The organism is Kitasatospora terrestris (genome assembly GCF_039542905.1).
Classification (GTDB): domain Bacteria; phylum Actinomycetota; class Actinomycetes; order Streptomycetales; family Streptomycetaceae; genus Kitasatospora; species Kitasatospora terrestris.
Genome location: NZ_BAABIS010000001.1, coordinates 4,178,029 through 4,204,673, shown reverse-complemented (window position 1 = coordinate 4,204,673; position 26,645 = coordinate 4,178,029). Strand labels below are relative to the sequence as shown.

General features: G+C 74.1%; 24 protein-coding genes and 2 tRNA genes. 14 read left to right on the top strand and 12 right to left on the bottom strand.

Translation table 11 applies throughout. From position 1 onward, the window contains the following. Window positions 1-36: 36 nt before the first annotated feature. Window positions 37-933, bottom strand: coding sequence for a hypothetical protein (locus ABEB06_RS19455; RefSeq protein ID WP_345698138.1), 897 nt, complete (start codon window positions 931-933; stop codon window positions 37-39). A 154-nt stretch (window positions 934-1,087) separates the two neighbouring features. Here ABEB06_RS19455 and ABEB06_RS19450 point away from each other — a divergent pair, with 154 nt between their 5' ends. The 3 genes from ABEB06_RS19450 (at window position 1,088) to ABEB06_RS19440 (ending at window position 5,097) form a co-directional block, all read left to right on the top strand. Next, a complete protein-coding gene (locus tag ABEB06_RS19450; protein WP_345698137.1) occupies window positions 1,088-2,314 on the top strand; it encodes a benzoate/H(+) symporter BenE family transporter in 1,227 nt (408 codons plus the stop codon). 170 nt (window positions 2,315-2,484) lie between these two features. Next, on the top strand, window positions 2,485-3,723 hold the full coding sequence (locus ABEB06_RS19445; RefSeq protein ID WP_345698136.1) for a M64 family metallopeptidase: 1,239 nt from the start codon (window positions 2,485-2,487) through the stop codon (window positions 3,721-3,723). 45 nt (window positions 3,724-3,768) lie between these two features. Continuing rightward, window positions 3,769-5,097, top strand: a complete 1,329-nt coding sequence (locus tag ABEB06_RS19440) for an MFS transporter (RefSeq protein WP_345698135.1) — start codon at window positions 3,769-3,771, stop codon at window positions 5,095-5,097. Between the two features lie 18 nt (window positions 5,098-5,115). On the opposite strand, the gene ABEB06_RS19435 is transcribed toward ABEB06_RS19440, so the two are convergent. Continuing rightward, on the bottom strand, window positions 5,116-5,937 hold the full coding sequence (locus ABEB06_RS19435) for a BRO-N domain-containing protein (RefSeq protein ID WP_345698134.1): 822 nt from the start codon (window positions 5,935-5,937) through the stop codon (window positions 5,116-5,118). A 153-nt stretch (window positions 5,938-6,090) separates the two neighbouring features. Next, window positions 6,091-6,924 carry a maleylpyruvate isomerase family mycothiol-dependent enzyme gene (locus ABEB06_RS19430; RefSeq protein WP_345698133.1) on the bottom strand — a complete coding sequence of 278 codons (834 nt, stop codon included), beginning with the start codon at window positions 6,922-6,924 and terminating at the stop codon, window positions 6,091-6,093. Window positions 6,925-7,080: 156 nt separating this feature from the next. Here ABEB06_RS19430 and ABEB06_RS19425 point away from each other — a divergent pair, with 156 nt between their 5' ends. The 3 genes from ABEB06_RS19425 to ABEB06_RS19415 all read left to right on the top strand — a co-directional run bounded on the left by ABEB06_RS19425 (window position 7,081) and on the right by ABEB06_RS19415 (window position 9,724). Then, window positions 7,081-7,878 carry a carbon-nitrogen family hydrolase gene (locus ABEB06_RS19425; protein ID WP_345698132.1) on the top strand — a complete coding sequence of 266 codons (798 nt, stop codon included), beginning with the start codon at window positions 7,081-7,083 and terminating at the stop codon, window positions 7,876-7,878. Window positions 7,879-8,063: 185 nt separating this feature from the next. Then, window positions 8,064-9,032, top strand: coding sequence for a GntR family transcriptional regulator (locus ABEB06_RS19420; protein ID WP_345701906.1), 969 nt, complete (start codon window positions 8,064-8,066; stop codon window positions 9,030-9,032). A gap of 44 nt (window positions 9,033-9,076) precedes the next feature. Further along, window positions 9,077-9,724 carry a hypothetical protein gene (locus ABEB06_RS19415; protein WP_345698131.1) on the top strand — a complete coding sequence of 216 codons (648 nt, stop codon included), beginning with the start codon at window positions 9,077-9,079 and terminating at the stop codon, window positions 9,722-9,724. 37 nt (window positions 9,725-9,761) lie between these two features. On the opposite strand, the gene ABEB06_RS19410 is transcribed toward ABEB06_RS19415, so the two are convergent. Next, on the bottom strand, window positions 9,762-10,547 hold the full coding sequence (locus ABEB06_RS19410; RefSeq protein WP_425559652.1) for an SLATT domain-containing protein: 786 nt from the start codon (window positions 10,545-10,547) through the stop codon (window positions 9,762-9,764). A gap of 425 nt (window positions 10,548-10,972) precedes the next feature. Here ABEB06_RS19410 and purD point away from each other — a divergent pair, with 425 nt between their 5' ends. The 4 genes from purD (at window position 10,973) to ABEB06_RS19390 (ending at window position 16,785) form a co-directional block, all read left to right on the top strand. Then, the gene (purD, locus tag ABEB06_RS19405; RefSeq protein WP_345698130.1) at window positions 10,973-12,217 is read left to right on the top strand and encodes a phosphoribosylamine--glycine ligase; all 1,245 of its coding nucleotides are present in this window, start codon (window positions 10,973-10,975) and stop codon (window positions 12,215-12,217) included. 423 nt (window positions 12,218-12,640) lie between these two features. Next, the gene (locus ABEB06_RS19400; RefSeq protein WP_345698129.1) at window positions 12,641-14,158 is read left to right on the top strand and encodes a hypothetical protein; all 1,518 of its coding nucleotides are present in this window, start codon (window positions 12,641-12,643) and stop codon (window positions 14,156-14,158) included. 129 nt (window positions 14,159-14,287) lie between these two features. Next, complete coding sequence (locus tag ABEB06_RS19395) at window positions 14,288-15,829, top strand: N,N-dimethylformamidase beta subunit family domain-containing protein (RefSeq protein WP_425559651.1); 1,542 nt, start codon at window positions 14,288-14,290, stop codon at window positions 15,827-15,829. A 59-nt stretch (window positions 15,830-15,888) separates the two neighbouring features. Then, window positions 15,889-16,785 (top strand): phosphoribosylaminoimidazolesuccinocarboxamide synthase, encoded by an 897-nt coding sequence (locus tag ABEB06_RS19390; RefSeq protein WP_345698127.1) that lies wholly within the window; start codon window positions 15,889-15,891, stop codon window positions 16,783-16,785. A 4-nt stretch (window positions 16,786-16,789) separates the two neighbouring features. Here ABEB06_RS19390 and ABEB06_RS19385 read toward each other — a convergent pair whose 3' ends face one another. The 7 genes from ABEB06_RS19385 to ABEB06_RS19355 all read right to left on the bottom strand — a co-directional run bounded on the left by ABEB06_RS19385 (window position 16,790) and on the right by ABEB06_RS19355 (window position 21,268). Continuing rightward, window positions 16,790-17,407 (bottom strand): response regulator, encoded by a 618-nt coding sequence (locus ABEB06_RS19385; protein ID WP_345698126.1) that lies wholly within the window; start codon window positions 17,405-17,407, stop codon window positions 16,790-16,792. Next, on the bottom strand, window positions 17,404-18,663 hold the full coding sequence (locus ABEB06_RS19380) for a sensor histidine kinase (protein WP_345698125.1): 1,260 nt from the start codon (window positions 18,661-18,663) through the stop codon (window positions 17,404-17,406). Before ABEB06_RS19380 ends, ABEB06_RS19385 begins: the two co-directional genes overlap by 4 nt. Before the next feature lie 53 nt (window positions 18,664-18,716). Then, window positions 18,717-19,511, bottom strand: a complete 795-nt coding sequence (locus ABEB06_RS19375; RefSeq protein WP_345698124.1) for an ABC transporter permease — start codon at window positions 19,509-19,511, stop codon at window positions 18,717-18,719. Beyond that, window positions 19,508-20,488, bottom strand: a complete 981-nt coding sequence (locus ABEB06_RS19370; protein ID WP_345698123.1) for an ABC transporter ATP-binding protein — start codon at window positions 20,486-20,488, stop codon at window positions 19,508-19,510. Before ABEB06_RS19370 ends, ABEB06_RS19375 begins: the two co-directional genes overlap by 4 nt. Before the next feature lie 148 nt (window positions 20,489-20,636). Beyond that, window positions 20,637-20,712, bottom strand: a tRNA-Gly gene (locus ABEB06_RS19365). 40 nt (window positions 20,713-20,752) lie between these two features. Then, window positions 20,753-20,825 (bottom strand) — tRNA-Gly (locus tag ABEB06_RS19360). A 125-nt stretch (window positions 20,826-20,950) separates the two neighbouring features. Further along, complete coding sequence (locus tag ABEB06_RS19355) at window positions 20,951-21,268, bottom strand: histone-like nucleoid-structuring protein Lsr2 (protein WP_345698122.1); 318 nt, start codon at window positions 21,266-21,268, stop codon at window positions 20,951-20,953. A gap of 411 nt (window positions 21,269-21,679) precedes the next feature. On the opposite strand from ABEB06_RS19355, the gene purS reads away from it, so the two are divergent. The 4 genes from purS to ABEB06_RS19335 all read left to right on the top strand — a co-directional run bounded on the left by purS (window position 21,680) and on the right by ABEB06_RS19335 (window position 25,736). After that, window positions 21,680-21,934, top strand: a complete 255-nt coding sequence (purS, locus tag ABEB06_RS19350) for a phosphoribosylformylglycinamidine synthase subunit PurS (RefSeq protein ID WP_033250393.1) — start codon at window positions 21,680-21,682, stop codon at window positions 21,932-21,934. Next, window positions 21,931-22,608 carry a phosphoribosylformylglycinamidine synthase subunit PurQ gene (gene purQ / locus ABEB06_RS19345; RefSeq protein ID WP_345698121.1) on the top strand — a complete coding sequence of 226 codons (678 nt, stop codon included), beginning with the start codon at window positions 21,931-21,933 and terminating at the stop codon, window positions 22,606-22,608. Before purS ends, purQ begins: the two co-directional genes overlap by 4 nt. Then, complete coding sequence (gene purL / locus ABEB06_RS19340; protein ID WP_345698120.1) at window positions 22,608-24,863, top strand: phosphoribosylformylglycinamidine synthase subunit PurL; 2,256 nt, start codon at window positions 22,608-22,610, stop codon at window positions 24,861-24,863. Before purQ ends, purL begins: the two co-directional genes overlap by 1 nt. Window positions 24,864-24,935: 72 nt before the next feature. Then, window positions 24,936-25,736 (top strand): maleylpyruvate isomerase family mycothiol-dependent enzyme, encoded by an 801-nt coding sequence (locus ABEB06_RS19335; protein WP_345698119.1) that lies wholly within the window; start codon window positions 24,936-24,938, stop codon window positions 25,734-25,736. Window positions 25,737-25,753: 17 nt separating this feature from the next. Here the strand turns inward: ABEB06_RS19335 and ABEB06_RS19330 are convergent, their stop codons facing one another. After that, window positions 25,754-26,599 (bottom strand): DUF3152 domain-containing protein, encoded by an 846-nt coding sequence (locus ABEB06_RS19330; protein WP_345698118.1) that lies wholly within the window; start codon window positions 26,597-26,599, stop codon window positions 25,754-25,756. Window positions 26,600-26,645 lie beyond the last annotated feature (46 nt).

Genomic DNA, 26,645 nt, shown 5'->3' with positions numbered 1-26,645 from the left:
GCCCCGCTCCCCAGGGAGCGGGGCCCTTCCGCGTGCTCAGCGCTCGGCGAACCGCTTGACGCCGTACAGCACCGCACCACCGAGCAGCAGCATCGCGCCGGCCGACCACACCAGGAACCCGGTGGCCTTCGACGGCCCGGTGGACGCCAGCTCCTGCGGAGCGGTGGTCGCGGGGGTGGCGGGGGTGGCGGGCGCAGCCGTGGTCGGCGTCGCGGCGGGGGCGGTCGCGGGGGCAGAGGTGGCCGCGGCGGGCACCGCGGTCGGCTTCGCCGGGGCGGGAGCGGTCGGGGCGGGGGCCGGCTTCGGGCGGTCGACCTTGATGTCGAGGTTCGTGAAGTCCGAGATCTTGTCGTCCTCGGCCAGGGCGCCGAGCCCGATGACGACGGCCGTGACGTTCTTCGGCAGCTTCGCCGAGACGCCGAAGCGGTAGCGCATGTGGGCGGTCTCGCCCTTGCCGAGGCCGAAGGTGGGCATGGCGTCGTCGCGCACCCAGACCGTCGGGTCGCAGCTGTGCCGCAGCGCCATCGGCCGCCAGGCGCCGCGGTTCCACCACTCCACGGTGAGGTCGGGGATCTCCAGTCCGCCGCGCGGGTTGTTCATCGCGAAGGACGGGCGGACGGCCGAGTAGGCGCCGTCGGTGTTGTTGGTGATGTCGACCGAGACCTCCTGCGGCTCCGCGCCGACCGCCACGGTGGTGGGGGCCTTGAGGACCGAGACGGACAGCACGCCCTTGTGCTCCACCTTCTCGGCCGGGGCCGCGCCGGCTCCGTCCGCCTGCGCCAGGCCGCCCGGGGCCGGGGCGGAGACGGCGGTGGTGTCCGGCTGGTCGCCGCAGGCGGAGGCCGGGGTGGAGGCCAGCAGCGGGAGGGCGACGCCGAGGGTGAGGGTGGCGGCGGAGGTGGCGACAAATCGGGAGATAGCGGACGTACGCATGACAGGGGTCCCCCCGGACGGTGAGCTGGGTGATTTTCGGAGCCGGGCGCTTCCCGCGCCTTCACCCTGATAGACGTGCATCCCCCGAGGGGGTTGCAGGTGGTTCCGGAGAAATTTTCCGGGCCCCCGGCAAGGGCTCCGGAATACTGCCGGGGTGACGGAACAGGGAACGGTGACGCGGGTCGGGGCGGCGCTCGGGGAGCAGGGGCCGCGGCCCTCGCTGCGGCGGGACGCGTCGCTGCCGGCGCTTCTGGCGGGGCTGGTGTGCATCGCGGTGTCGTTCTCCGGCCCGCTGGTGGTGGTGCTGGCGGCAGCGGCCGCCGGGCGGCTGGACCAGGCGCACACGGCGTCCTGGATCTGGGCGGTGTCCATCGGCAGCGGCCTGACCTGCCTGCTGCTCAGCTGGTGGACCCGCACCCCGGTGATCACCGCCTGGTCCACCCCGGGGGCGGCGCTGCTGGTGGCGAGCCTCGGTGCCTTCCCGTACCGGGAGGCGGTCGGCGCCTTCCTGGTGAGCAGCGTGGCGGTGGCGGTCTTCGGGGTGACCGGGCTGTTCGGGCGGCTGATCCGGGCGATACCGGTGGGGATCGTCAACGCGATGCTGGCGGGCATCCTGTTCACCTTCGGCGCGGGCATCTTCGCCGAGCTCAAGGCGGCCCCGGTGCTGGTGCTCGGCAGCTTCGCCGCGTTCCTGGTCGCCAAGCGGCTGCTGCCCCGGTACGCGGTGCCGGTGGCACTGCTGGTCGGCGCGGGGCTGGCGGCGGCCACGGTGGGGCTGCCGGTGCACCTGGGCGACGGCGGGCCGGTCCGGCCGGTGCTCACCGTGCCGGCGTTCTCCTGGGCCTCGCTGGTCGGCCTGGCGCTGCCGCTCACCATCGTGGCGCTGGCCTCGCAGAACGCGCCGGGCCTGGCCATCATGCGGGCCTCCGGCTACCGGCCGGACGACCGGCTGCTGATCGGCGCGACCGGTGGCCTGTCGGTGCTGCTGGCGCCGTTCGGCTCGCCGGGCGTCAACCTGGCCGCGATCACCGCCGCGATCTGCACCAGCCCGGAGAGCCACCCGGACCCGCGCCGCCGGTACGTCGCCGGGATGTCGGCCGGCGTGCTGTACCTGGTGGTGGGCAGTTTCGGCGGGATGCTGGTCAGCCTGTTCACCGGTCTGCCGCACGCGCTGATCGCGGTGATCGCCGGCGTCGCCCTGCTGGCCGCCTTCCAGGGCAGCCTGGCCGCCGCGGTGGCCGACGAGGGCGGCCGCGACGGCGCGGTGGTGACCTTCCTGGCGACCGCCTCGGGGATGAGCGTCCTCGGCATCGGCGCGCCGTTCTGGGGCCTCCTGCTGGGCGTGGCCACCCACGTGGTGCTGACCGCGCGCCGCCGCTAGCGGCCGCGCCCCCCGGGCGCCTCCCGGGAGGGCCGGGCGGGTCGTCCGGTTGGGCCGCGCGGGGGAGCCGGGGGCACGCGGCGAGCCGTGTGCGCCGTCCATGGGTACGTCTGTGCGACCACCCACCCGCGCGTCCCGCCGGGTGGCCGTCGTACGGAGGGCGCCCGCGTATGACGCCTGGCAATCCCGGCCCCGTGATGCGGACCGCCGCCGCCCTGGTGCTCGCCGCCGCGGCGGTGCTGCCCGCGGTTCTGGAGCTGGCGTCGCCCGCCCCGTCCGCGGTGATAGGACCCCCGGTCGGCCCGGTGACCGACCGCGCCGTCCCGCCGAACCGGCCCCGCGCCGCCGACCTGCGCGCCCCCGGCGCGGCGCCCACCGTCGACCTGAAGCTCTCCGGCGACCCGGGCAACCGGATCACCCTGGTGCTGCTGGGCGACGGGTACACCGACGCCCAGCAGCCGCTCTTCCGGGATCAGGCCGACCGGACCTGGCGGGCGCTGCTGGAGATCGAGCCGTTCCGCTCGTACCAGTCGTTCTTCAACATAAGGCGGGTGGACGTGGTCTCCACCGTCTCGGGCATCGCCGAGAGCGAGAGCGCCGGCCGCTCCACCAGCACCCCGCTGGGCATGCACTTCTGGTGCGAGGGCACCGCCCGGCTGCTCTGCGCCGACGAGAACGCCACCGCCCGGTACGCAGGCGAGGGCGAGGGGCCGCAGTACCTGATCGCGCTGGCCAACTCCACCGAGTACGGCGGCGCCGGCGGCACCGGGGTGACCACGCTGGCCGGCGGCAGCCCGGACGCCGGGCGGATCATCCAGCACGAGATAGGCCACACCATCGGCGACCTGGGCGACGAGTACGACAGCGCCCCGACCGACCCGGACTACCCCAACCTGTCCACCGCGGACGCGGACGAGATGCGCCGGACCCACACCAAGTGGTGGCGCTGGCTGGACGCCCCCTCGCCGGACGGCGGCGGCCCGGTCGGTGCGTACCGCAGCGCCAACGGCCTGTACCGGCCCACCCCGGACTCGGTGATGCGCACCCTGGGCGGCACGTACAACCTGCCCTCGCGGGAGGCGATCCTGGAGCAGATCTACCGCCGGGTCCGCCCGGTGGACGCGCCCGAACCCGCCGCCGGACCGGTCGACGGCCGCCCCCGGCTGGCCGTCCACCCGCTCCCGCTGACCGGCCCGCGCCAGCTCCGGGTCGACTGGACGGTCGACGGGCAGCCGGTCGAACCGACCGCCGCCGACCGGACCTGGCTGGACACCTCGACGCTGGCCCTGGCCCCCGGTCGGAAGACCGTCGTCACGGCGACCGTCCGGGACACCACCGACTGGGTGCGCGACGAGGCCTTCCGCGACCAGTTCATGACCCGCACGGCGAGCTGGACGCTCACCGGGTGACCCGGACAATTGATCATTTGATGGGATGACTAGCCTGGTTCCACTATGACCGTGGACCCAGCAGGCACCGCACAGTCCGCACCCTCCGTATCCGTGCCCCGCCCCCGCCGCGCCGCCGAGGCCGTCCTGCCGCCCGGTGGCCGGGCCGCCTGGGCCGCCTGGGCGATCGGGTGCTCCGTCTACGTCCTCGCCGTGGTGCACCGCACCAGCCTCGGCGTCGCCGGACTGGACGCCACCGCCCGCTTCGGCATCGGCGCGTCCGCGCTCGCCACCTTCTCGATCCTCCAGGTGCTGGTCTACGCGGCCATGCAGATCCCGGTCGGGCTGCTGGTCGACCGCTTCGGACCGCGCCGGGTGCTGCTGCTCGGCGTCCTGCTGATGAGCGGCGGACAGCTCGCCTTCGCGCTCTCCACCGGGTACGGGCCCGCGCTGGTCTCCCGGGCGGTGCTCGGCTGCGGCGACGCGATGACCTTCATCAGCGTCCTGCGGGTCGCCGCCCGCTGGTTCCCGCCCGCCCGCAACCCGCTGGTCGCCCAGCTCACCGGCCTGGTCGGCACCGGCGGCAACCTGGTCACCACGGTCGTCCTCGCCCAGGCCCTGCACAGCCAGGGCTGGACCCGCACCTTCGGCACCATCGCGGTGGCCGGCACGGCCGTCTTCGCCCTGGTCGCCCTGCTGCTGCGGGAAGGCCCGCCCGGGACGTCGGTGCTCCCGGTCGAGCCGGTGCGCCGGCTGTCGGTCCGGCGGCAGATCCGCGACTCCTGGCGCGAGCCCGGAACCCGGCTCGGCATGTGGGTGCACTTCACCACCGCCTTCCCCGCCGCCGCGTTCGGCCTGCTCTGGGGCCTGCCCTACCTGGTCGAGGGCCAGGGCATGACCCGCGCCGGGGCGGGCGGCATGCTCAGCCTGCTGGTGCTCAGCAGCATGGCGTTCGGCCTGCTCTTCGGACGGCTGGTCTCGCGCTCCGCCGCGCTGCGGATGCCGATCACGCTGACCGTGCTCGGCGTCACCGCGCTCGGCTGGGCCGTCACCCTGGCCTGGTCGGGCGGGCATCCGCCGCCGTGGCTGCTGGTGCTGCTGCTGGTGGTGATGGGCAGCAACGGACCCGCCTCGCTGATCGGCCTCGACTACGCCCGCTCGTCCAACCCCGCCGAACGGATGGGCACCGCCTCCGGCATCGCCAACATGGGCGGCTTCATCGGGGCGATGGTGACCCTGCTCGGGATCGGCGTCCTGCTCGACCTGCTCTCGGACGGGGACGGCTACTCGGCCCACGCGTACCGGCTGGCCTTCTGCTTCCAGTTCCTGCCGCTGGCGGCCGGCACCGGCATGATCCTGCGCCTGCGCCGGAAGACCGCGGCGGTCCCGGGCTGAGCCCGGAACCGCCGCTTCCTACAGCTCGCCCATCTCCCTGAGCAGCGCCGCGATGTCCGGCGCCTCGCCGTGGATCCGGGCCCTGCCGTACTCGAACAGCAGCGGGCCGCCGTCCGGCTGGCGGCGGGGCTCCTGGAGCCGCGCGTGCGCCAGGTGCGTGGTCAGGTCCACCAGCTTCAGCTTGGCGCACCGGGGGAGCGCCCGGCCGCCGCGGATCCCCACCCGCTCCACGCTCGGGCAGCGGAAGTACCCGCCGTACGGCGGCCCGCTGTCCTCCTCGGGCGCGGGCACCACGAACTCCATCTCGCCGTGCCGGCAGTGCACCGTCCCGTCCGAGCGAACGTTGATCGCGAACGCGGTGTCGTGGTCGAACTCGGCGAGCACGTCCACCCGCTGCCCGATCGCCTCGGCGAGGGTCTCGGCCATCCGCTCCCGGTGCCACGGGACGTCCGCGTCGCCCCGTCGGATCGACGGCAGGAGGTCACCGGTCACCCATTCCTGGAACGGCCGCGCGGCGTGCTTGTTCGATCGCATCAGGAGCGTGTACAGCCCCGCCTCGCTGATCACGCCGAGGACCGGGTTTCCGCGCCTGCGGGGCAGCTGACCTGCGGGTTCGGTATTACCGTCGGTTTCGGCGACGGTAATGCCGACGGTATTCACGGTCTGCCGGTGCTCCGGCCGGAGACCGCCGGCGGCGTCGCGCGGGTTGGCGATGCCGAGGATCCTGCAGACGTCCGCGGTCGCGAACCACGGGTCGCCGTCGATGACCACGACCCGGATCGGTTGACCCGTGACGGGGAAGCTGGAGTGCACCAGCACCATGTCGGCCTCGTTCTTCAAGGCAGCCCCTCCTTCACTCTCGGTGATGGGCTGCCCGGTCAAACGAGGCCGAACGGGTGAGGGCGACGGCCAGCCGTCGCCGTGCGGAGGTGCGAAGTGCGGCACCGGAGTGTTCTAACGACCAATGCCACTAGTCACATGTAACCCGTCTGATTAGGGCGTCAGTGAGAAGTTGGCCAGGACCCTCGTCGACAGTTCGTGGTCGCCCTGGATGTGGACACGGTCCGTGACTGCCTCGGGGCGGACGCGGCCGCAGGCGAGGCGGAGGTAGGTCTCCCAGTCGAGGGTGAGCCGGGCGTCCGGGGCGAGGGTCACCGACTCGTCGGCGGTGCCGCGCCCGTCCGCGTCGACGCGGACGGTGCGCAGGAACTCCACCGGGCCGGTGACCTCGACGGCGAGGGTGGTGCCGGCCGGGGCGCCGGCCTGCTTGGCGACGACCAGCGGGAGGCCGGAGAGCAGCAGGTCGCGGGTGACCAGGGCACCGGGGGAGGCCAGGTTGCCGGGCTCGCGCAGGGCGCGGCGGAGGTCCTGCTCGTGCACCCAGACGTCGAAGACGCGCTTGCGCAGCAGCTCGACGTACGGGACCTCCTCGCCCTGCGGGCCGAGCGGCAGGCGGACCAGGTCGGTGGGCTGGTGGCGGGCGTTCCGCAGGGCGCGCGAGCGCCGGATGATCGTGTACTCGAGCTCGCTGGTGATCTCGACGGGGGTGTGGCAGCGCCGCTTGTCGACCGGCAGCTCCAGGTAGCGGGCGGTCTCGGTGGTGACGTGCCGCAGGTCGCTCGGGAGGGCGTGGATCGGCCGGGGGTCGCCGAGCAGCTCGGACTCGAAGCCGATGATGTGCGAGACGACGTCGCGGACCGACCAGCCGGGGCACTCGGTGGGGCGGTTCCACGCGTCGGTGGGGAGCGGGGCGAGCAGCTCGGATATCGCTTCGATGGAGTGGGTCCACGCGTCGATGTGCGCCTGCACGGTCTGGTTGTCCGTCACGGGAATCTCCGGCCCTCCGTCAGCTTCCGTCCGGCGCCGCCCCGGGCCGTCGGGACCTCCGGGCGGACGCGCTACCGGCACGTTACGCTGCCCGGTGAGCGCAGGGCAGCGCTTTCGGGTGACGATCGTAGGACTCTTGCCGTGGACGGTGGTACTGTGCGCGCTTCATTGATCCAACTCGCGGTCTCCGACGCCGAGCCGGCCGCCGAGCGGCGGGCCCGGGCGGCGGCCGTGGTCCGTGCCCAGGCGGGCGCCGACCTGGTCGTGCTGCCCGAGCTGTGGCCGCTGGGCGGCTTCGCGTACGAGCTGTGGTCCGACGGCGCCGAGCCGCTGGACGGGCCGACCGCGGAGGCGATGTCGGCGGCGGCGAAGTCGATCGGGGCCTGGCTGCACGCCGGGTCGATCGTCGAACGGGATCCGGACGGGCCGATCTACAACACCTCGCTGCTGTTCGCCCCGGACGGCGAGCTGGTGCACACCTACCGCAAGATCCACCGCTTCGGCTTCGACAGCGGCGAGGCCGTGGTGATGGGCGCCGGGCAGGAGATCGTCACGGCCGCCGCCGACTTCGCCACGCTGGGCCTGGCGACCTGCTACGACCTGCGCTTCCCGGAGCTGTTCCGGGCGCTGCTGGACGCCGGTGCGGAGCTGCTGGTGGTCCCGGCGGCGTGGCCGGCCCGGCGGGTGGAGCACTGGACGCTGCTGGCCCGGGCCCGCGCGGTGGAGGAGCAGGCGTACGTGCTGGCCTGCAACACCGCGGGGACGCACGGCGGCGTCGAGCAGGGCGGGCACAGCATCGTGGTGGACCCGTGGGGCCGGGTGCTGGCCGAGGCGGGCGCGGACGAGCAGGTGCTGACGGTGGAGTTCGACCCGGCGGAGGTGGCCAAGGCCCGCGCCGAGTTCCCGGTGCACCGGGACCGCCTGCTCGGCATCCCGGCCCCCGTCCAGCGCTAGCACGCGCACCACCGGCCCGCGCGTCGCCGGGCTCGCCGCCGAGGGCCCGCCCGGGGCCCGGCCCGGGGCCCGCTCCGGCGGCGCGCGAGCGGGGGGCTTGGTCCGGATTGGGGCCGTTGGGTACCCTGTGCGCGATTTTGCGAGCACGACCGGGGTCGGGCAGGCGGGGCGGGAGGGGGTGGGTGATGGTCGGCAGCGGCCTGTTCGGGAGTTCGGCGAGCCGTTCCGGCGACGGTCGGTCGGCGATCCGCCGCAACAGCCTCCGGGAGCAGATCGCCGACGCCCTGCGCGAGGAGCTGATGGCGGGCCGTTTCCCGGCCGGCCGGAACTTCACCGTGAAGGAGATCGCCGACCTGTACGGCGTCTCCGCCACCCCGGCGCGCGAGGCGCTGGTGGACCTGGCCGCCCAGGGGCTGCTCACCGCCGAGCACCACCGCGGCTTCACCGTCCCGTCCTTCGACTGGGACGACTTCCTGGAGATCTTCGAGGCCCGCACGCTGCTGACCGACAACGCGCTGCGCCACCTGTCCGGCCGGATCGGCCGGTACGACTGGGCGCGGCTGTCCTCGCTGCGCCGCCGGGCGGACGCCGCGGTGCGCGCCTCGCGCTCCGGCCAGCTGGACGTGCTGGTCGGCTGCGACCTGCGGTTCTGGCAGGAGGCGGCGGCGCTGCTGTGCAACGACCGGATCGCCGGGTACCTGGGCTGGCTGCGGGTGCAGTCCTGGATGTTCGCCGCCCCGCACCTGCGGGCGGCCGGCGACCTGAGCGGGGTCTGCTGGGACCGGCACGGCGAGCTGGTCGACCGGATCGAGGACCGGGACCAGGCCGGCGCGCACCGGATCATCAACGACTACAACCTGTTCACCGTCCGGCTGCTGGCCCGGCTGCTCGGCAGGACGCTGGAGTCGGTGGCGGTGCTGCCCCTGCTGCGCGACCCGGAGACGCCGCCGCTGGTGCCGGAGCAGCCCCTCGGGGGTCCGGCGGAGCAGGCGTCGGGCGAGGTGGTCGCGGAGGTGGTCGCCGAGACGGTGACCGAGGTCGGGCTGGGCCGGGTGCCGATGCCCAGGCATCTGCCGCCGGGCCGGCTGGAGGGGCCGCCGCATCCGCTGGGCCGGTTCGGAGGGGGGAGCGGGGAGCCCGCGCCCGGCCGGTAGGGTGAGCCGTCGTTGCCCGCCTCTCGGAGGAGGATGAGCCGGCCATGGCCTGCGACCTCTGGCTCGTCCCGCTCGTGGACGTCCTGACCCACAGCCCGGAGAACCCCTTCCGGGACGACCTCGACCGCTACAACGGCGTGCTGGCCTCGAACGGCCTGCCGGCCGTCCCGGTCCACCAGTACGTGCCGGGGTTCAGCGGCGAGGTGGAGCCGATAGCCGCCTTCGACTACGACTCGCTCCACTTCCTGCGCCGGGCCTACCTGTTGGGCATCACCGGCTTCGAGATCACCCCGGTGGACGCGCTCGGCGGCGACTACGAGCAGCTGCTGGAGATGTTCGAGTCCACGGCCGAGCAGTCGCACCTGGTCTGGCACTTCGACCACGCCGGCGCCTACGTCCCGGTCGACTTCCAGCTGCCGCTGGTGGACGACGGCCTGCTGGCGGCCGGTGGCCCGCTCGGCTCCTCGTTCGGGCTGCTGCGGGAACTGCAGGCGGTGGCACCGGTGTTGGGTATCGACGTGCTCAACCCGCCCGTGCCGACCCGGCCGTTGGGGCCGACCGAGCTGGAGCAGCCGTTCGGGCCGCCGATCGACGACCTCCACCCCTACGCGCGCGAGCGGCACGCCTGGGCCGGCCTCTACGCGGCGGCCACCCGCAGCGTCACGCAGGGGTCGATGGTCGTCTTCGCCTAGCGGCCGGCCCGGCAGATCCGGCCGGGTCCGGTCCCGCTCAGCGCAGCGGGCCCTCCGGCGGCCGCTGGCGCGGCATGGTGGGCCGGGTGCCGGGCGGCGGCAGGACGCGGACCTGGGCGCCCGGGCCGCCCTCGCTGCGGCCGGCCCAGGCGCCGGGCACCTGGGTGGGCAGCCGGCTCATCCCGGCACGGAACTCCAGCATCCACTCCGAGGTCTCGGAGCGGACCATGTCGGAGACGTCCTCGCAGAAGCGCCGCAGCACCCCGAGGCAGCGCTCGGCGGCCTCGCCCGCGGTGCCCTCGGTGGGGCCGAGCACCTCGCGCACGCACTCCGAGGCCCAGTCGAACTGGAAGGCCTCCAGCCGCCGCTGCAGGGCCTGCGCGGTGGAGACGTCCCGCATCCAGCCGGAGGTCAGGCCGAAGGCGCGGTCGGCGAGCAGGCAGGCGCCGGAGAGCGCGAGGCCGAGGTACCCCCACTCGGCGGCGTGGTGGATCACCCCGGTGAGCGCGACCAGCGGTGCGGCCACCCCGGCCGCACCGAAGACCGCCGCGTCGAAGCGCAGGAACCGGGCCCAGCGGCGCTTCCAGATCCGGTCCCGGCGGTACCAGTCGATCGCCTCGACGGCGCGCTCCTCGGACCAGCGGTAGAGCTCCTCCAGGCGCTCGGCCGGCTCCCCCCAGTCGCCCAGGGGGAACTGGCGGGCACTCAGGTCGGTGCGGCGGCCGGTCGGCGTCCGGCCCTGGGCGGGCACGGTCGGCTGGTCCTCCTCACCGATCTCCTTGCCCCAGGGGCTCTCCTCGGGCTGCATTTCCGGCTGGCTCACCTGTGGCGCTCCCTGTGGCGGGGTGACTGCGGAGGCCCGGCGGGTACCGGGACTGGCGGTGCGTGCATCTGACTGCGCGTCCGGCTGACGGAAGTCGAACGCGTCGGTCGTCGGGCCCGCGGCGCCGAGTGCGGGTGTGGGCCGCCCATGGTGCCGTGTCCGGGGGTGGGGCCGGATCGGGTCCAACAGCACTTCTTACCGCCAAATGGCTGACCGTGGGGCCGCTTCGCCAGTGATCGTTATCGGATTTCACCTCCGGAACACGAGGTGAGCGGGTTTCGGGGCCCGGACGGATTTCACTCGTCCGAGCGAGGTGAAGAACGGTTGCCGGCCTGACCCTCCGGGCAGACTGGAGGATCGTCCAAGTGTCCACGCCCTGGATCGCCTGCTATTGGAGCTTCCACCAGCGACTACGCTTTCCAGGCGTGAAGGTCCTCGTCATCGGCGGCGGCGCCCGCGAACACGCCCTGTGCCGCTCTCTGTCCCAAGATCCCGCTGTCACCGCGCTGCACTGCGCCCCGGGCAACGCCGGGATCGCGCAGGTGGCGACGGTCCACCCGGTCGACCAGCTGGACGGCACCGCCGTCACCGCGCTGGCCCGGGAGCTGTCCGCCGACCTGGTGGTGGTCGGCCCGGAGGCCCCGCTGGTGGCCGGCGTCGCCGACCCGCTGCGCGCCGCCGGGATCCCGGTCTTCGGCCCGTCCGCCGAGGCCGCCCAGCTGGAGGGCTCCAAGGCCTTCGCCAAGGACGTGATGGCCGGCGCCGGCGTGCCCACCGCCCGCTCCTACGTCTGCACCACCGTCGAGGAGGCCGCCGCGGCGCTGGACGCCTTCGGCGCCCCCTACGTGGTCAAGGACGACGGCCTGGCCGCCGGCAAGGGCGTCGTGGTCACCTCCGACCGCGAGGCCGCGCTGGCCCACGCCGCCTCCTGCGAGCGCGTGGTGATCGAGGAGTACCTGGACGGCCCCGAGGTCTCGCTCTTCGCGATCACCGACGGCACCACCGTGCTGCCGCTCGTCCCGGCCCAGGACTTCAAGCGCGCCCTGGACGGCGACGAGGGCCCGAACACCGGCGGCATGGGCGCCTACTCCCCGCTGCCCTGGGCCCCCGAGGGCCTGGTCCAGGAGGTGCTGGACACCGTCCTGCAGCCGACCGTGGACGAGCTGCGCCGCCGCGGCACCCCGTTCTCCGGCCTGCTCTACGCCGGGCTCGCGCTCACCTCGCGCGGCACCCGGGTGATCGAGTTCAACGCCCGCTTCGGCGACCCGGAGACCCAGGTCGTGCTGGCCCGCCTGGAGACCCCGCTGGCCGGCGTGCTGCTGGCGGCCGCCAACGGCACCCTGGCCGAGCTGGAGCCGCTGCGCTGGAGCGACGGCGCCGCGGTGACCGTGGTGCTCGCCTCCGAGGGCTACCCGGCCGCGCCGCGCACCGGCGACCCGATCGAGGGCCTGGCCGAGGCGGAGGCCGACGGCACCGCCTTCGTGCTGCACGCCGGCACCAGGCTCGGCGAGGACGGCGCGGTGCTCACCGCCGGCGGCCGCGTCCTGTCGGTCACCGCCACCGGCGGCGACCTGGCCGAGGCCCGCGCCAAGGCCTACCGCGGCGTGGAGCGGATCGCCTTCAAGGGCGCCCAGCACCGCACCGACATCGCGCTCAAGGCCGCCCGCTGACGGACGGCCCCACCGGGGCGCTGTGCACGGACTACCCGTCCGGACGCAGCGCCCCGCAGTCTTTTCCGAGCCGGTCGGGTACCGGCCGGCAGCCCGGAATTCCAGTCCTTCGGGTGATGTTCCGGGCATCCGGCTGACGGAGCCCCGGCGGCGGTCGTAGGGTGCGCTGGATCGCGATGGGCCGGGCCGTGCCGGCGCGGCCGCCACTCGTGGCGGGGCGGCGCCGGGGGGATGCTGGGGGAGCGTGCGCACGCCCCGTCACCAGGACGGGTGGAATCCATGGCGATCCGGAACACCCGTCTGCACGCGGGCGTCAAAACTGTCGGAAGTGCCACGCAGGATGCACGGGCGGGGGCCGTGAAGGCCGCTCTCCACCCGGATGTTGATCGTTTCTAGTCGGCTGCGAAGGGGGTGCCGCGTCGAATGGTCGCTGTCGATGCCGCACGCACACACGCCCAGGCCGTCCTGCGGGTCCGCGGACGGGCCCTGGCGGCCGCCGCGCTGCCCGCCGCCCTCGCCGCGGTGCTGACCGCCGGGCGCCTCACCGGCCGGATCGGCGCACCCGGCTCGCCGGACGCCGCAGCGTGGGACGCGGTGCGCCTGGTGGTGGCCGCCGTCGCCGCGCTCGGCCTGCTGCTCGCCGCGCTGGTCACCCGCTCGCACCGGCGTGCCGTCCCACCGGTCACCCCGGCGGTCCGGCTCGACCCCGCCGAGGCCCCCGAGCTGTACCGCCTGATCGGCGACCTCGCCGAGCGGCTGGAGGTGCCCGTCCCCTCCGCCGTCGAACTCACCCCGGACTGCGACAGCTGGCTGGAGGAGGCCCCCGGCCCGCTCCACCGGCACCACGAGCCGCCCGCGCCCGTCCTGGTCATCGGCTCCCCCTTCCTGTGGTGGATGCGGGCCGGCGAGCTGCGCGCCCTGCTCGCCCCGGTGGTGGCCGGCACCGCCGCCTCGGCCGACCCCGAGATCGCCGCCGCCCGCCGCTTCGTCCGCAGCCTGGACGCGGCCCTCGGCGACCGCCACCGCGGCCCCGCCGCCCTGGTCGACCGGATCAACCGCGCCCTGCTGCGCTCCTGCCGCGAGCACTCCGCCGCGCTGGAGCACGCGGTCGCGGCCGCCGCCTCCGAGCAGGCCAAGGCCGTCGACTACGGCCTGCGGATCGCCGCGCAGGAGCAGGTCGGCCTCGCCTACGCGGGGTGGGACCGCCTCCTCACCCGCGTGGCGGAGCCCGCCTGGCGGCTCGGCCGCCACCCCACCCACCTCAACGCCGGCGTGGTCGCCGCGCTGACCGAGCTGTCCCGCCGCGACCGGCTGGCCGACGGCTACGGGACGCGGCTGGGCGACCGCCCCGCCTGCGACCTGCTGGAGGAGCCGGGCCGGATCGACGCCGAGGTCTCCCGGGTCGCCGCCGCCCTGCTGCACGAGGAGCCCGCCACCGGCTGGTGCGAGCTCGACTGGGCCGACTACCCCTGCGCCGTGGTCGACCTCGGCTGGCGGACCCAGGCCGCCGCCCTGCACGCCGCGCTCGACCGGCCCGGAACGCCCGGCGACCGCCCGTCGGCCGGCCCGGCCGACGGCCCCAGCCTGGCCCGGCTGCTGGCCCGGCTGAAGGCGGGCGAGAGCGAGCAGCTCGCCGCCGCCCTGGCCGGCCAGGTGGCGCGCGCCGCCCGGGTCACGCCCCCGACCGCACCCGTGCGCAGCGGCCGTGAGCTGCTCGTCGAGCACATCACCGCGACGGTCTGCTGCGCCGCGGCGGACGCCGGTGCGGCCACCCCGGGGCTGGACTGGCTGGACGGGCCGGTGCTGCTGCCGGCCGGTCGGCGGGCCGACCTGGGCCCGGCGGTCTGCGCCGCGGTGGAGCAGGGCGACGACGCTCCGCTGCGCGCCTGGCTGGAGTCGGCGGGGGTGCGGTTGGAGCGGCCGGTGCGGCTGTCCGGCTGACCCGGATTCACGAGTACTACTTGCTACGGTGGGGTGACGGAGCGCCAGCGGTCGTGGTGTGCTAGACCGCACGCACATCCGTATGGCAATTGCCACCCGCGACGGATGGGCCAGGGGTGGGGAGGGCGTGTGGGGACGGAACCCAACGGGAGATGGGAGTCCGCCACGCTGGCACACGGCGTCTCGGACCCCTTCGGGCAGGGCCCGCTGCCCTGGCTGCGCAGCCCCGACCACTACCTCGCCGACGGCGAGGCCGCCGTGCCCTGGTACGTCAGCGTGGACGCCCCCGGCCAGCGCCCGCTGACCGCCGGCGCCCGCCCCCGGCCGCCCGTCGGCACCCCGCGCAACGCGGACGACGTGGACCAGCAGATCAAGGGCTTCGCCTCGGCCGGGGTGATCCGCCCCGGCGGCTCGGTGGACTTCCGGGTCACCGTCAACCCGCCGCGCGAGTTCCAGGTGGACGTCTACCGGATCGGCCACGACGGCGGCGACGGCGCCCGGCAGGTCCACTCCAGCCCGCTGATCGCCGGTATGGCGCAGGCGGCGCCGCTGGTGGTCGGCCGCACCGTCTCCTGCCACCACTGGTGGCAGTCCTGGCGGCTGCAGGTCCCGACCGACTGGCGGCCCGGCGCCTACGTCGCGGTACTGACCACCGCCGACGGCGGCCACCGCAGCCACATCCCGTTCACCGTACGGGACTTCAGCCCCACCACGCACGCCGCCGAACTGCTCCTGGTGATCCCGGACGTCACCTGGCAGGCCTACAACCTCTTCCCCGAGGACGGCCACCGGGGGGCCAGCCTCTACCACGCCTGGGACGGGGACGGCCGGCTGGTCGGCGAGCGGGAGGCGGCGGTCACCGTCTCCTTCGACCGCCCGCACGCCGGGGCCGGGCTGCCGCTGCACGTCGGCCACGCCTACGACTTCATCCGCTGGGCCGAGCGCTACGGCTACGACCTCGCCTACGCCACCGCGACCGACCTGCACGCCGGGCTGGTCGACCCGTCCCGGCACAAGGCGCTGGTCTTCCCCGGGCACGACGAGTACTGGTCCGAGCAGATGCGGCGGGCCGTCGAGCGGGCCCGGGACGGCGGCACCTCGCTGGTCTTCCTCTCCGCCAACAGCATGTACTGGCGCGTCGAGCTGACCGCCGGCGCCTCCGGCGAGCCGAACCGGCTGCTGAACTGCCGCAAGCGGCAGCGGGTCGACGCGGACAGCCCGGCGGCCGGCGTCCCCGGGGCCGCCAGCGCGCTGTGGCGGGACGCCGGCGAGCCGGAGCAGCACCTGCTCGGCGTGCAGTACGCGGGCAGCGTGCCCGCGCCCGTCCCGCTGGTCGCCCGGAACACCGAGCACTGGCTGTGGGAGGGCACCGGCCTGCGCGACGGCGACCAGCTGCCCGGCCTGGTGGCCGGCGAGGCCGACCGGTACTTCCCGAAGGTCGCGCTGCCCGAGCACACCGAGCGGATCCTGCTCGCCCACTCGCCGTACCGGGACGCCGCCGGGCGGGTCACCCACCAGGAGACCTCGCTGTACCGTGCGGCCAGCGGCGCCTACGTCTTCGCGTCCGGCACCTTCGCCTGGTCGCCCGCGCTGGACCGGCCGGGGCACACCGACGAGCGGATCCAGCGGGCCACCGCGAACCTGCTGGACCACCTCTGCAAGGAGGGGTGAGCCGACCCGTGAAAGACTCGGTGGCGAATCTCCCCTTCCTTTCGCCCTGAGGACTGATCTTGAGCGGATTCGTCACCAAGCCCGAGCCGGTCCAGGTGCCCGGCCTGGTCCACCTGCACACCGGAAAGGTGCGCGACCTGTACCGGGCCGAGAACGGCGACCTGGTGATGGTGGCCAGCGACCGGACGTCGGCGTTCGACTGGGTGCTGCCCAACGAGATCCCCGACAAGGGCCGGATCCTCACCCAGCTGTCCCTGTGGTGGTTCGAGCGGATCGCCGACCTGGTGCCCAACCACGTGGTCTCCACCGAGGTCCCGGTCGGCGCCCCCGCCGACTGGGCCGGGCGGACGATGATCTGCCGCAACCTGGAGATGGTCCCGGTCGAGTGCGTCGCCCGCGGCTACCTCACCGGCTCCGGCCTGAAGGAGTACCTGGCCGACCGGACGGTCTGCGGCATCGCCCTGCCGGAGGGCCTGGAGGACGGCTCGGAGCTCCCCGCGCCGATCTACACCCCGGCGCTCAAGGCCGAGGTCGGCGAGCACGACGAGAACGTCCCGTACGAGGAGACCGCGCGGCGGATCGGCGCGGAGCTGGCCGCCACCCTCCGCCAGACCACCCTCGCGGTCTACTCCCGGGCCCAGGACGTCGCCCGGGAGCGCGGGCTGATCCTGGCGGACACCAAGTTCGAGTTCGGCCTGCTGGACGGCGAGCTGGTGATCGGCGACGAGGTGCTCACCCCGGACTCCTCGCGCTACTGGCCGGCCGACGAGTGGAAGCCCGGGCAGAGCCAGCCGTCCTTCGACAAGCAGATCATCCGCAACTGGCTGGCCTCGCCGGCCTCCGGCTGGGACCCGTCCGGCGAGCTCCCGCCGCCGGCCCTCCCGCTGGAGGTCGTCGAGCACACCCGGGCCCGCTACATCGAGGCCTACGAGCGGCTCACCGGCCTGTCCTGGTAGGCGCTCAGATCCAGCCGTGCTCCCGGGCGATCCGCACGGCCGCGTGGCGGTTCTCGGCACCGAGCTTGGTGGCCGCCGAGGACAGGTAGTTGCGGACCGTCCCGGGGGAGAGGGCCGCGCGCTCGGCGATCTCGGCGACCGAGGTGCCGTGCGCGGCCAGCTCCAGGACGTCCGTCTCACGGGGCGTCAGGGGGCTGTCGCCGGAGCTGATCGCGTCGGCGGCCAGCTCCGGGTCGACGTACCGCCCGCCGCCCTGCACGGTGCGGATGATCCTGGCCAGGTCGGACGCGGAGACGGTCTTCGGCAGGAAGCCGCGCACCCCGACCTCCAGCGCCCGCTTGAGGTAGCCGGGCCGCCCGTGCCCGGTGACGATCATCGTCCGGCACTCCGGCAGGCGGTGCCGCAGCTCGGCGGCCACCTCGATGCCGTCCAGACCGGGCATCTGCAGGTCGAGCACGGCGACGTCCGGCCGGTGCGCGGTGGCCATGGCCAGCGCCTCCCCGCCGGACGCGGCCTCGGCGACGACCGTGATGTCGTCCTCCAGGGCGAGCAGCGCGGCCAGTGCGCCGCGGATCAGGTGCTCGTCGTCGGCGAGCAGCACGCGGACGGGTGTCCGGTTCATCGGGTCGGTGCCTCCGGTGCGGGATCGGTCAGCGGCAGGGTCGCGGTGAGCCGGAAGCTGCCGGCCGCGACGGCGGGCAGGTCCAGGACGCCGCCGTGCGGGGCGAGCCGCTCGCGCAGGCCGCTCAGCCCGTGCCCGCCCGCGCCGTCGGCCGGGCGGGGGGAGGGGACCAGCGGCACCCCGTCGTTCTCCACCTCCAGGACGGCCGCTCCGCCGCGCACCCGCAGCCGGATCGCGCAGTGCCCGGCCTCGCTGTGCCGCAGCACGTTGGTGGTCGCCTCGCGGACCACCCAGCCGAGCACCGACTGCACCCGCGGCGGCAGCGTGCCGGGTTCCATCGCGAAGTCGGTCTCGCACTCCACGTCGGCGGCGCGCAGCACCGAGCGGGCACCGGCCACCTCGGCCGGCAGGTCGGCCTCCCGGTAGCCGCGGACCAGTTCGCGGACCTCGCGGTGCGACTCCTGGGCGATCCGCTGCACCTCGGTCATCTGGTCGACCGCCTCCGGGCGGCCGCGTTTGGACAGCTGCACGGCCAGCTCGCTCTTGAGCGCCATGGTGGTGAGGTTGCGGCCGAGCACGTCGTGCAGGTCGCGGGAGAAGCGCAGCCGCTCCTCGGCGACCGCGAGCCGGGCCTGCGCCTCCCGGGCGGAGTCCAGCTCCCACACCACCGCCGCCGTCCACGCCGAGCAGCGGCAGGTGGTGGCGGCGGCCAGCGCGCCGATCGCGGCACCGGTCAGCGCCCCGGCGGTGCTCGACCCCGGCAGGCCGGCGAGCACCAGCGGGACACCGGTGAGCGCGATCGCGGCCACCCCGACGACCGCGGCCTCGCGGATCCTCAGGGCGAGCGAGGCCGCCGCGACCCAGAAGGTCGTGGTGATCACCGCGATGCCCACGCCGAAGGACGGCTGCCCCTGCCGGTCGAGGGCCGGGGCGAGCAGCAGCACCGCGAAGGCGATGCCGTAGGTGATCAGGCCGCTGACCACGAGCCAGCCGGTCGGGCGGGGCCGCCGGCCCAGGTAGGCGGGCAGCGCGACCTTGAACAGCGCGGCGTTGAGCGCCGCGGCCACCACCGTCCCGACGGCGGCGATCCGCAGCACCGCGGGGTCGGCCTCGTTCCGGGCGGCGCCGCCGAGCATGCCGAGGGTGGCCAGCGGCTGCACCAGCGAGACGGCGTAGAGCGACCACCGGACGTACAGCTCGGTGCGCTGCGGCTTCCCGGTGGCCCGCCAGCGGCGGACCGGCATCGCCACGTCCATGTGGTCGCCCCCCTTCGGTTCGGCCTTCTTCATACCAGCCGGGCCCGGGGCCGTCAGCGACGCGGCTCCCACCGGAAGTACCGGCGGGCGGCCCAGGCGGCCGCGACCGTCCACACGACGCCCAGCAGCAGGTGCGGCCAGGCCTCGCCCCAGGTGCCGAGGAACCCGGTGGGCGGGGCGGAACCGTCGGTGCCGAACCAGCCGAGCCGGATCAGCTGGAAGCCGGGCGTGGTCGGCAGCGACTGGCAGATCCGGGCGAGCCCGTCCGGCATGACCTCCAGCGGGAACATCAGGCCCGAGCCGAGCTGGGAGACCAGCAGCAGCGGCAGGGTGGTCAGCCCGGCGCTCTCCACCGTCCTGGTGAAGGCGCTGGAGAGCGCCGCCAGGGCGATCAGCACGGCGAGCGACAGCAGCACGCCGGCCAGCAGCAGCACCGGGTTGGCCGGCACCGGCAGGTCGAACACCACCCCGCCGATCCCGCCGAGCAGCACGACCTCCAGCAGCGCCAGGGCGACCGCGGGCACCGAGGTGCCGAGCAGGATCTCGGCGTCCCGGGCCTCGCCGGTGCGCAGCCGCTTGAGGACCAGCTCGCCGCGGCGGGCCACGTACGAGGCGGTCAGCGTGTAGTAGACGACGAACAGCAGGATGACTCCGGCCAGGCCGCTGATCACACTGGCATGGACGTCCAGCCCGGGGTTGTCCTCGGCCTGCTGCTCCAGGGCGCTGGACAGCCCGACGACCATGGCCGGCGGCAGCAGCAGCGCGGTGAACAGCGCCGTGCGGTTGCGCAGCAGCAGGGTGGCCTCGGCGCGGCCGAGGGCGAGCATGCGGCCGGTGGCGGTGGTCACAGCGAGGCTCCGATCGGGGACGGGACGCGGGGGCCGGACGCCTCGGCGCCGGCGGCGATGGCGAGGAAGGCCTCCTCCAGCGAGGCGCTGCGGGCGTCCAGACCGCCGAGCGCGACCCCGTGGTGGGCGGCCCAGCCGAGCAGGTCGGTCAGGGTGGCCTGCAGGGTGGTGGTGCGGACGGTGATCCGGCGGCCCTCGGCGGTCACCTCGGCCCCGGCGAGCGGCGGCAGCACCAGGTCCCCGTGCGGGCCGCTGCGCTCCGGCAGCTCGAAGCCGATCCGGGACGGGCGGTCGGCGATCACCTCGGCGACGGTGCCGGCGACGACCACCCGGCCGCGGTGCATGATGGCCAGCCGGTCGGCGAGCTCCTCCGCCTCCTCCAGGTAGTGCGTGGTGAGCAGCACGGTGGTGCCCCCCGCGCGCAGCTCGCGGACCAGCTGCCAGACCGAGGCCCGGGCCTCCGGGTCGAGGCCGGTGCTCGGCTCGTCCAGGAACAGCACCTCGGGCCGGCCGAGCAGGGCCACCGCCAGGTCGAGCCGGCGGCGCTCGCCGCCGGAGAGCTGCTTGACCCGCACCGAGCGGCGGTCCAGCAGGCCGACCAGGTCCAGCGCCTCGTCCACCGGGCGGGCGTCGCTGGTCAGCCCGGCCCAGCAGCGGCCGGCCTCGGCGACGGTCAGCTCGCCCGGGAAGCCGCCCTCCTGCAGCATGATGCCGATCCGCGGCCGGACCGCGGCGCGCTCCCGGTACGGGTCGTGGCCGAGCACCCGGATCTGCCCCGCGGTGGGTTCGGCGAGCCCTTCGAGCAGCTCCATGGTGGAGGTCTTGCCCGCGCCGTTGGTGCCGAGCAGGGCGAACAGCTCGCCCCGGTGGACGGTGAGGTCGAGGCCGCGGACGGCGTCGAATCCGGCGCCCTCGGCAGGCCCGTAGCGGCGGTGCAGGCCCACGGCCTCGACGGCGGGGCGACTGGTGTCGGTCATGGCTCCAGCCTCCCGTCGCCCCGGCCTCGCGGGCAGTGCGGGCCGTCACCGGTCGCCGGTGCGGATCCACGGGTCGGCGGTGACAAATGTCATGGGGGAGGGGCGGGGCAACGCAGAAGGCCCCCTCGATCGAGGGGGCCTTCCGTCATGGAGCGGACGACGAGATTCGAACTCGCGACCCTCACCTTGGCAAGGTGATGCTCTACCAACTGAGCCACGTCCGCAGGTCTATTCACTTGTGCTGCTGCGCCTTTCGGCACTGCGAGCGGACGACGAGATTCGAACTCGCGACCCTCACCTTGGCAAGGTGATGCTCTACCAACTGAGCCACGTCCGCACGGCACCTGGGGCGCCGGCCGCTCCCGGGGTGTTCCCCTTGGCGACGAGAAATACTCTACAACATCCGTGAGAGTGCTCGCCCCACCCTTCCTCTCCGGGTCGGGTGGGGCGGACCGCAGGCGGTCAGTTCGCGTCGGCGAACGCCTCGTACACGTGCTTCGGGATGCGGCCGCGGGCGGGCAGCTCCATGCCGTTGGACTGGGCCCAGGCGCGCACCGCGGCCGGGTCCGGGGTCAGCGCGGTGCGGCGGAAGGACTTTCCGCTGCGGCTCTGGCGGCGGCCGGCCGCGACGAACGGGGCGAGGGCCTCCCGGAGCTTTTCCGCGTTGTCGGCGGACAGGTCGATCTCGTACGACTTCCCGTCAACGCCGAAGTGGACGGTTTCCGCGGCGGCGCCGCCGTCCAGGTCGTCGGAGAGCGTGACGACTACACGCTGAGCCATGGGTGTCAATCCTCTCGGGCAATTAGGCCGCCGGGTGTCTCGGGTGCCCCGTCGGCCCGGTGTGCCGCTGCGCGGGCGCATACGGAGGGCGTGGGGGCCCGAACCGGATACGCAGCGCGCCCGGCTGCCGGTCGCCCTATTCTGCACCCAAAGGCGGGGGAAATCGAAGGGTCTCGATTCCTTTTTTCCGGATATTCACGTGCTTCCCCGATGCGTCGATACACGGGCGTTACGGAAGGGATTAAACCTCCGAAATCGGATGCCCCCCTGGGGCGCCGGAGGGGCCCGGAACCCTTGCGGCGTAAGGGGCGGGTGTCTACGCGCGTCACCCTCCCGGGCCAGCAATCCGGCCCCGAACCCCAGGTAGGCTGAAGGTCCCCCGCCTTCACGCAATCACCACCGGGAGTGCCAGTGGCACGCGTCGTAGTCGACGTCATGCTCAAGCCGGAGATCCTCGACCCCCAGGGACAGGCGGTGCAGCGTGCACTGCCGCGTCTCGGATTCGCCGGGATCGCCGACGTCCGCCAGGGAAAGCGCTTCGAGCTGGAGCTGGAGGGCCCGGTCGACGACGCCGCCCTCGCCCGCATCCGCGAAGCCGCCGAGACCTTCCTCGCCAACACCGTGATCGAGGACTTCACCGTCCGCGTCGAGGAGGAGGGCAAGTGACCACCCGAGTCGGCGTCGTCACTTTCCCCGGTTCCCTCGACGACCGCGACGCGCAGCGCGCGGTCCGCCTGGCCGGCGCCGAGCCGGTCGCCCTCTGGCACCGTGACAAGGATCTCCACCAGGTCGACGCCGTCGTCCTGCCGGGCGGATTCTCCTACGGCGACTATCTGCGCTGCGGGGCCATCTCCCGCTTCTCGCCGGTGATGGACACCGTCATCGAGCAGGCCAAGCTCGGAATGCCGGTCCTCGGTATCTGCAACGGCTTCCAGGTCCTCTGCGAATCGCACCTGCTGCCCGGCGCGCTCACCCGCAACGACTCGCTGCACTTCATCTGCCGCGACCAGAAGCTGCGCATCGAGAACGCCGGCACCGCCTGGACCCGGGATTACTCGGCCGGCCAGGAAATCGTCGTTCCGCTGAAGAACGGCGAGGGCCGCTTCGTCGCCGACGCCCACGTCCTCGACGAGCTCGAGGCCGAAGGCCGCGTCGTCGCCCGGTACCTGGACGTGAACCCCAACGGTTCGTACCGCGACATCGCCGGCATCACCAACGCCGCGGGCAATGTCGTCGGCCTGATGCCGCACCCGGAGCACGCCGTCGAGCCGCTCACCGGCCCGACCACCGAGGGCCTGGGCTTCTTCACTTCCGTCCTCAAGCAGCTGGTGAACGCCTGATGACCCTGGACACCGTCAAGAACGCCGAGCAGACCCCGGACGCCGCCCAGCCCTGGGCCGAGCTGGGTCTCAAGGAAGACGAGTACGCGCGGATCCGCGAGATCCTCGGCCGCCGTCCCACCGGCGCCGAGCTCGCCATGTACTCCGTCATGTGGTCGGAGCACTGCTCGTACAAGAGCTCCAAGGTGCACCTCAAGCAGTTCGGCGAGAAGGCGCCCGAGAACGACGCCATGCTCGTCGGCATCGGCGAGAACGCCGGTGTGGTCGACGTCGGCCAGGGCTACGCGGTCACCTTCAAGGTCGAGTCGCACAACCACCCGTCGTACATCGAGCCCTACCAGGGCGCGGCCACCGGCATCGGCGGCATCGTCCGCGACATCCTCGCGATGGGCGCCCGCCCGGTCGCCGTGATGGACCCGCTGCGCTTCGGCGCCGCGGACCACCCGGACACCCGGCGCGTGCTGCCCGGCATCGTCGCGGGCATCGGCGGCTACGGCAACTGCCTGGGCCTGCCCAACATCGGCGGCGAGGTCGTCTTCGACTCCTGCTACCAGGGCAACCCGCTGGTCAACGCGCTGTGCGTCGGCGTGATGAAGCACGAGGACATCCACCTCGCCAAGGCCTCCGGCCCCGGCAACAAGGTCATCCTCTACGGCGCCCGCACCGGCGGCGACGGCATCGGCGGCGTCTCCGTGCTCGCCTCGGAGACCTTCGACGCCACCGGCCCGGCCAAGCGCCCCGCCGTCCAGGTCGGCGACCCCTTCCAGGAGAAGCTCCTCATCGAGTGCACCCTGGAGATCTTCAAGGAGGACCTGGTCGCCGGTATCCAGGACCTCGGTGGCGCGGGCCTGTCCTGCGCGACCTCCGAGCTCGCCTCCGCCGGCACCGGCGGCATGCGGGTCGAGCTGGACACCGTGCCGCTGCGCGACAACACGCTCTCGCCCGAGGAGATCCTCATGAGCGAGTCGCAGGAGCGCATGTGCGCCATCGTCGAGCCGGCCAAGGTCGAGCGCTTCCTGGAGATCTGCGAGAAGTGGGACGTCATCGCCACCGTCATCGGTGAGGTGACCGACGGCGAGCGCCTGGAGATCTTCTGGCACGGTGAGCAGGTCGTCGACGTGCCGCCGCGCACCGTCGCCCACGAGGGGCCGACCTACCAGCGCCCGTACGCCCGCCCGAGCTGGCAGGACGCGCTGCAGGCCGACGCCCCGACCGCCGAGCGGCTGGCCCGCCCGGCGAACGGCGCCGAGCTCAAGGACGCGCTGCTCAAGGTCGCCGCCTCGCCGAACCAGGCCTCCAAGGCGTGGATCACCGACCAGTACGACCGCTACGTGCTCGGCAACACCGTGCTCTCGCACGGCGAGGACTCCGGCATGATCCGGATCGACGACGAGACCAACCTCGGCGTCTCGGTCGCCACCGACGGCAACGGCCGCTACGCCAAGCTGGACCCGTACACCGGTGCCCAGCTGGCCCTGGCCGAGGCGTACCGCAACGTCGCGGCCGGCGGCGCCAAGCCGCTCGCGGTCTCCGACTGCCTCAACTTCGGCTCCCCCGAGGACCCGGACGTGATGTGGCAGTTCGCCGAGGCCACCCGCGGCCTGGCCGACGCCTGCCTGGTGCTCGGCACCCCGGTCACCGGCGGTAACGTCTCGCTGTACAACCAGACCGGCGAGGTCGCCATCCACCCGACCCCCGTGGTCGCGGTGCTCGGCGTCATCGACGACGTCACCCGCCGCACCCCGATCGGCTTCGGCGAGGAGGGGCAGCTGCTCTACCTCCTCGGCGACACCGAGGACGAGCTGGGCGGCTCCGCCTGGACCCAGGTCGTCCACGGCCACCTGGGCGGCCTGCCGCCCAAGGTCGACCTGGAGCGCGAGCGGCTGCTCGGCGAGATCCTGATCGCGGGCTCCCGCGACGGCATGATCGACGCCGCGCACGACCTCTCCGACGGCGGCCTCGGCATGGCGCTGGTGGAGAGCTCGCTCAAGGGCGGCCGCGGCGCTCGCGTCGTCGTCCCGGAGGGCCTGGACCCGTTCGTGTTCCTGTTCTCCGAGTCGGCCGGCCGCGCGGTGGTCTCGGTCCCGCGCAGCGAGGAGCTCCGCTTCAACGACATGTGCGGCGCGCGTGGCCTGCCGGCCACCCGCATCGGTGTCGTGGACGGCGACGTCCTGGACGTCCAGGGCCAGTTCACCGTCTCGCTGGCCGAGCTGAAGGACGCCAACACCGGCGTCATCGAGGCCCTGCTGGCCTGATCCGGCCCCTGCGTCCGAAGGGCGGTCCGCACATTCTGCGCGGACCGCCCTTCGGCGCGTACGCTGCCGTCCATGGCGACCAAGACCCGCACCTACGACCCGGCCAGGGTGCGCGCTGCGCTGGCCGGGCAGATCGAGGCCCTGCGCTCCACCGTCCGTGGCCTGGACGAGGCGCAGTTGAGCCTCCCGACCCGGCTCGGGGACTGGCGGGTACGGGAGTTGGTGTCCCACCTGGGCATGGTGGTCAGCTGGGTGCCGGCCCATCTGGACGACCCGATCCCGGACGTGCGGCCGATCACCCCGCTGTACTGGGCGCGGCAGACCAGGACGGCCGCCGCCACCATCAACGACATCGCCGAGGAGCTGGCCGCCGGGGCGTTCGCCGGACCGGCCGCCGCGGTCGCCGCCGAGTTCGACCGGTGCTGCGACGCGCTGCTGGCGGCGTTGCCGGCCGCCGAGGAGCCCGGCCGGCTGATCGCGATGCGCTTCGGGCCGATGCCGCTGGCCGACTTCCTGGTGACCCGGCTGGTGGAGACCGTGGTCCACGCGGACGACCTGGCGCAGGCGCTGGGCACCGACTTCGCGCACGAGAAGCAGGCGGTGGCCGCCGCGACCCGGCTGCTCGCCGACGCCTTCGCCGACCAGGTGCCGGGCGGTGCGGTCGAGTTGAGGGTGCCGCCGTACGCCGTGGTGCAGGCCGTGGAGGGCCCGAAGCACACCCGGGGGACGCCGCCGAACGTGGTGGAGGCCGAACCGCTGACCTGGATCCGGCTGGCCACCGGGCGGGTGGCCTGGGCGGAGGTGCTGGACGTGTCGCTCTCGGCGAGCGGCGAGCGCAGCGACCTCAGCACCCTTCTGCCGGTGCTGGGCTGACCGCCGGGCGCCTCCCGCTACGGCACCGACGGGCCGCTGATGTACTCGCCGTCGGCGGTGTACGGCCAGGCGTTGGGGGTGCAGCCGTCCAGGCCGTAGATCTGCTGCATCATGGCGGGCGCCGGCTTGCCCGGGCCCGGGCACCCCTCATGGCCGCGGCCGATCCGGTGGCCCACCTCGTGGTTGACGATCAGCGCCCGGTAGTCGGCCAGCGGACCGTTGAACTGCGGTGAACCGGTCAGCCAGCGCTTGGAGTTGACCATCACCTGGCTGCCGGCGTCGCAGTTCACCTCGCCCTTGGTGTTCAGCCCGACGGTGGCGCAGATCTTGTCGACGGTGGCCGGCGAGGCTATCCGCACGGTGAAGTCGTAGCTGCCGGAGGCGACCAGCTGGAAGCCGTTCGTGCCGCTCGCGGTCCAGCCGCGCCGGTCGGCGAGGACGGCCTGGACGATGCCCGCGGCCGCCTGTGGATCGATGCCGATGCCGTCCTCCACCTCGACCTTGTAGCGGCGGACGGTGCCCTTGCCGACCGCCTTGCCGTCCGCCCGGGCGGAGGTGAAGGTGCCCTCGCCGCGGGCGACCACGGTCGGTGCGGGCGAGGGGGGCGGCGTCGGGGTCGGTGTGGGGCTGGGCGTCGGGCTCGGACTCGGCTTCGCCGTCGCCTCGGCGGGCGGGACCGGACGGGCCTGCGCGGTCGGCCCCGGCTCCGGGCCGCCCCCGCCGTGCAGCAGCACCGCCACCCCGGCCGCCACCAGCACCACGGCCACCAGGACCGTCCGCCGCAGCCGCCGCAGGCGCTCGCGCCGACGGCGCAGGGCGTTGCGGGCACGGCGGGACACGGCGGCACTGCGGGTCGTGGGCACGGGTTGATGCTTCCTGGTCGGCTACCGACTGGGACGGCCCGCCCGG

What these genes read in the sequence shown, in the direction of transcription:
- ABEB06_RS19455 (WP_345698138.1), bottom strand. Translation starts at nt 933, where the DNA reads ATGCGTACGTCCGCTATCTCCCGATTTGTCGCCACCTCCGCCGCCACC.
- ABEB06_RS19445 (WP_345698136.1), top strand. Translation starts at nt 2,485, where the DNA reads ATGACGCCTGGCAATCCCGGCCCCGTGATGCGGACCGCCGCCGCCCTG.
- ABEB06_RS19440 (WP_345698135.1), top strand. Translation starts at nt 3,769, where the DNA reads ATGACCGTGGACCCAGCAGGCACCGCACAGTCCGCACCCTCCGTATCC.
- ABEB06_RS19420 (WP_345701906.1), top strand. Translation starts at nt 8,064, where the DNA reads ATGGTCGGCAGCGGCCTGTTCGGGAGTTCGGCGAGCCGTTCCGGCGAC.
- ABEB06_RS19415 (WP_345698131.1), top strand. Translation starts at nt 9,077, where the DNA reads ATGGCCTGCGACCTCTGGCTCGTCCCGCTCGTGGACGTCCTGACCCAC.
- ABEB06_RS19400 (WP_345698129.1), top strand. Translation starts at nt 12,641, where the DNA reads ATGGTCGCTGTCGATGCCGCACGCACACACGCCCAGGCCGTCCTGCGG.
- ABEB06_RS19385 (WP_345698126.1), bottom strand. Translation starts at nt 17,407, where the DNA reads ATGAACCGGACACCCGTCCGCGTGCTGCTCGCCGACGACGAGCACCTG.
- ABEB06_RS19380 (WP_345698125.1), bottom strand. Translation starts at nt 18,663, where the DNA reads ATGGACGTGGCGATGCCGGTCCGCCGCTGGCGGGCCACCGGGAAGCCG.
- ABEB06_RS19370 (WP_345698123.1), bottom strand. Translation starts at nt 20,488, where the DNA reads ATGACCGACACCAGTCGCCCCGCCGTCGAGGCCGTGGGCCTGCACCGC.
- ABEB06_RS19355 (WP_345698122.1), bottom strand. Translation starts at nt 21,268, where the DNA reads ATGGCTCAGCGTGTAGTCGTCACGCTCTCCGACGACCTGGACGGCGGC.
- purL (WP_345698120.1), top strand. Translation starts at nt 22,608, where the DNA reads ATGACCCTGGACACCGTCAAGAACGCCGAGCAGACCCCGGACGCCGCC.
- ABEB06_RS19335 (WP_345698119.1), top strand. Translation starts at nt 24,936, where the DNA reads ATGGCGACCAAGACCCGCACCTACGACCCGGCCAGGGTGCGCGCTGCG.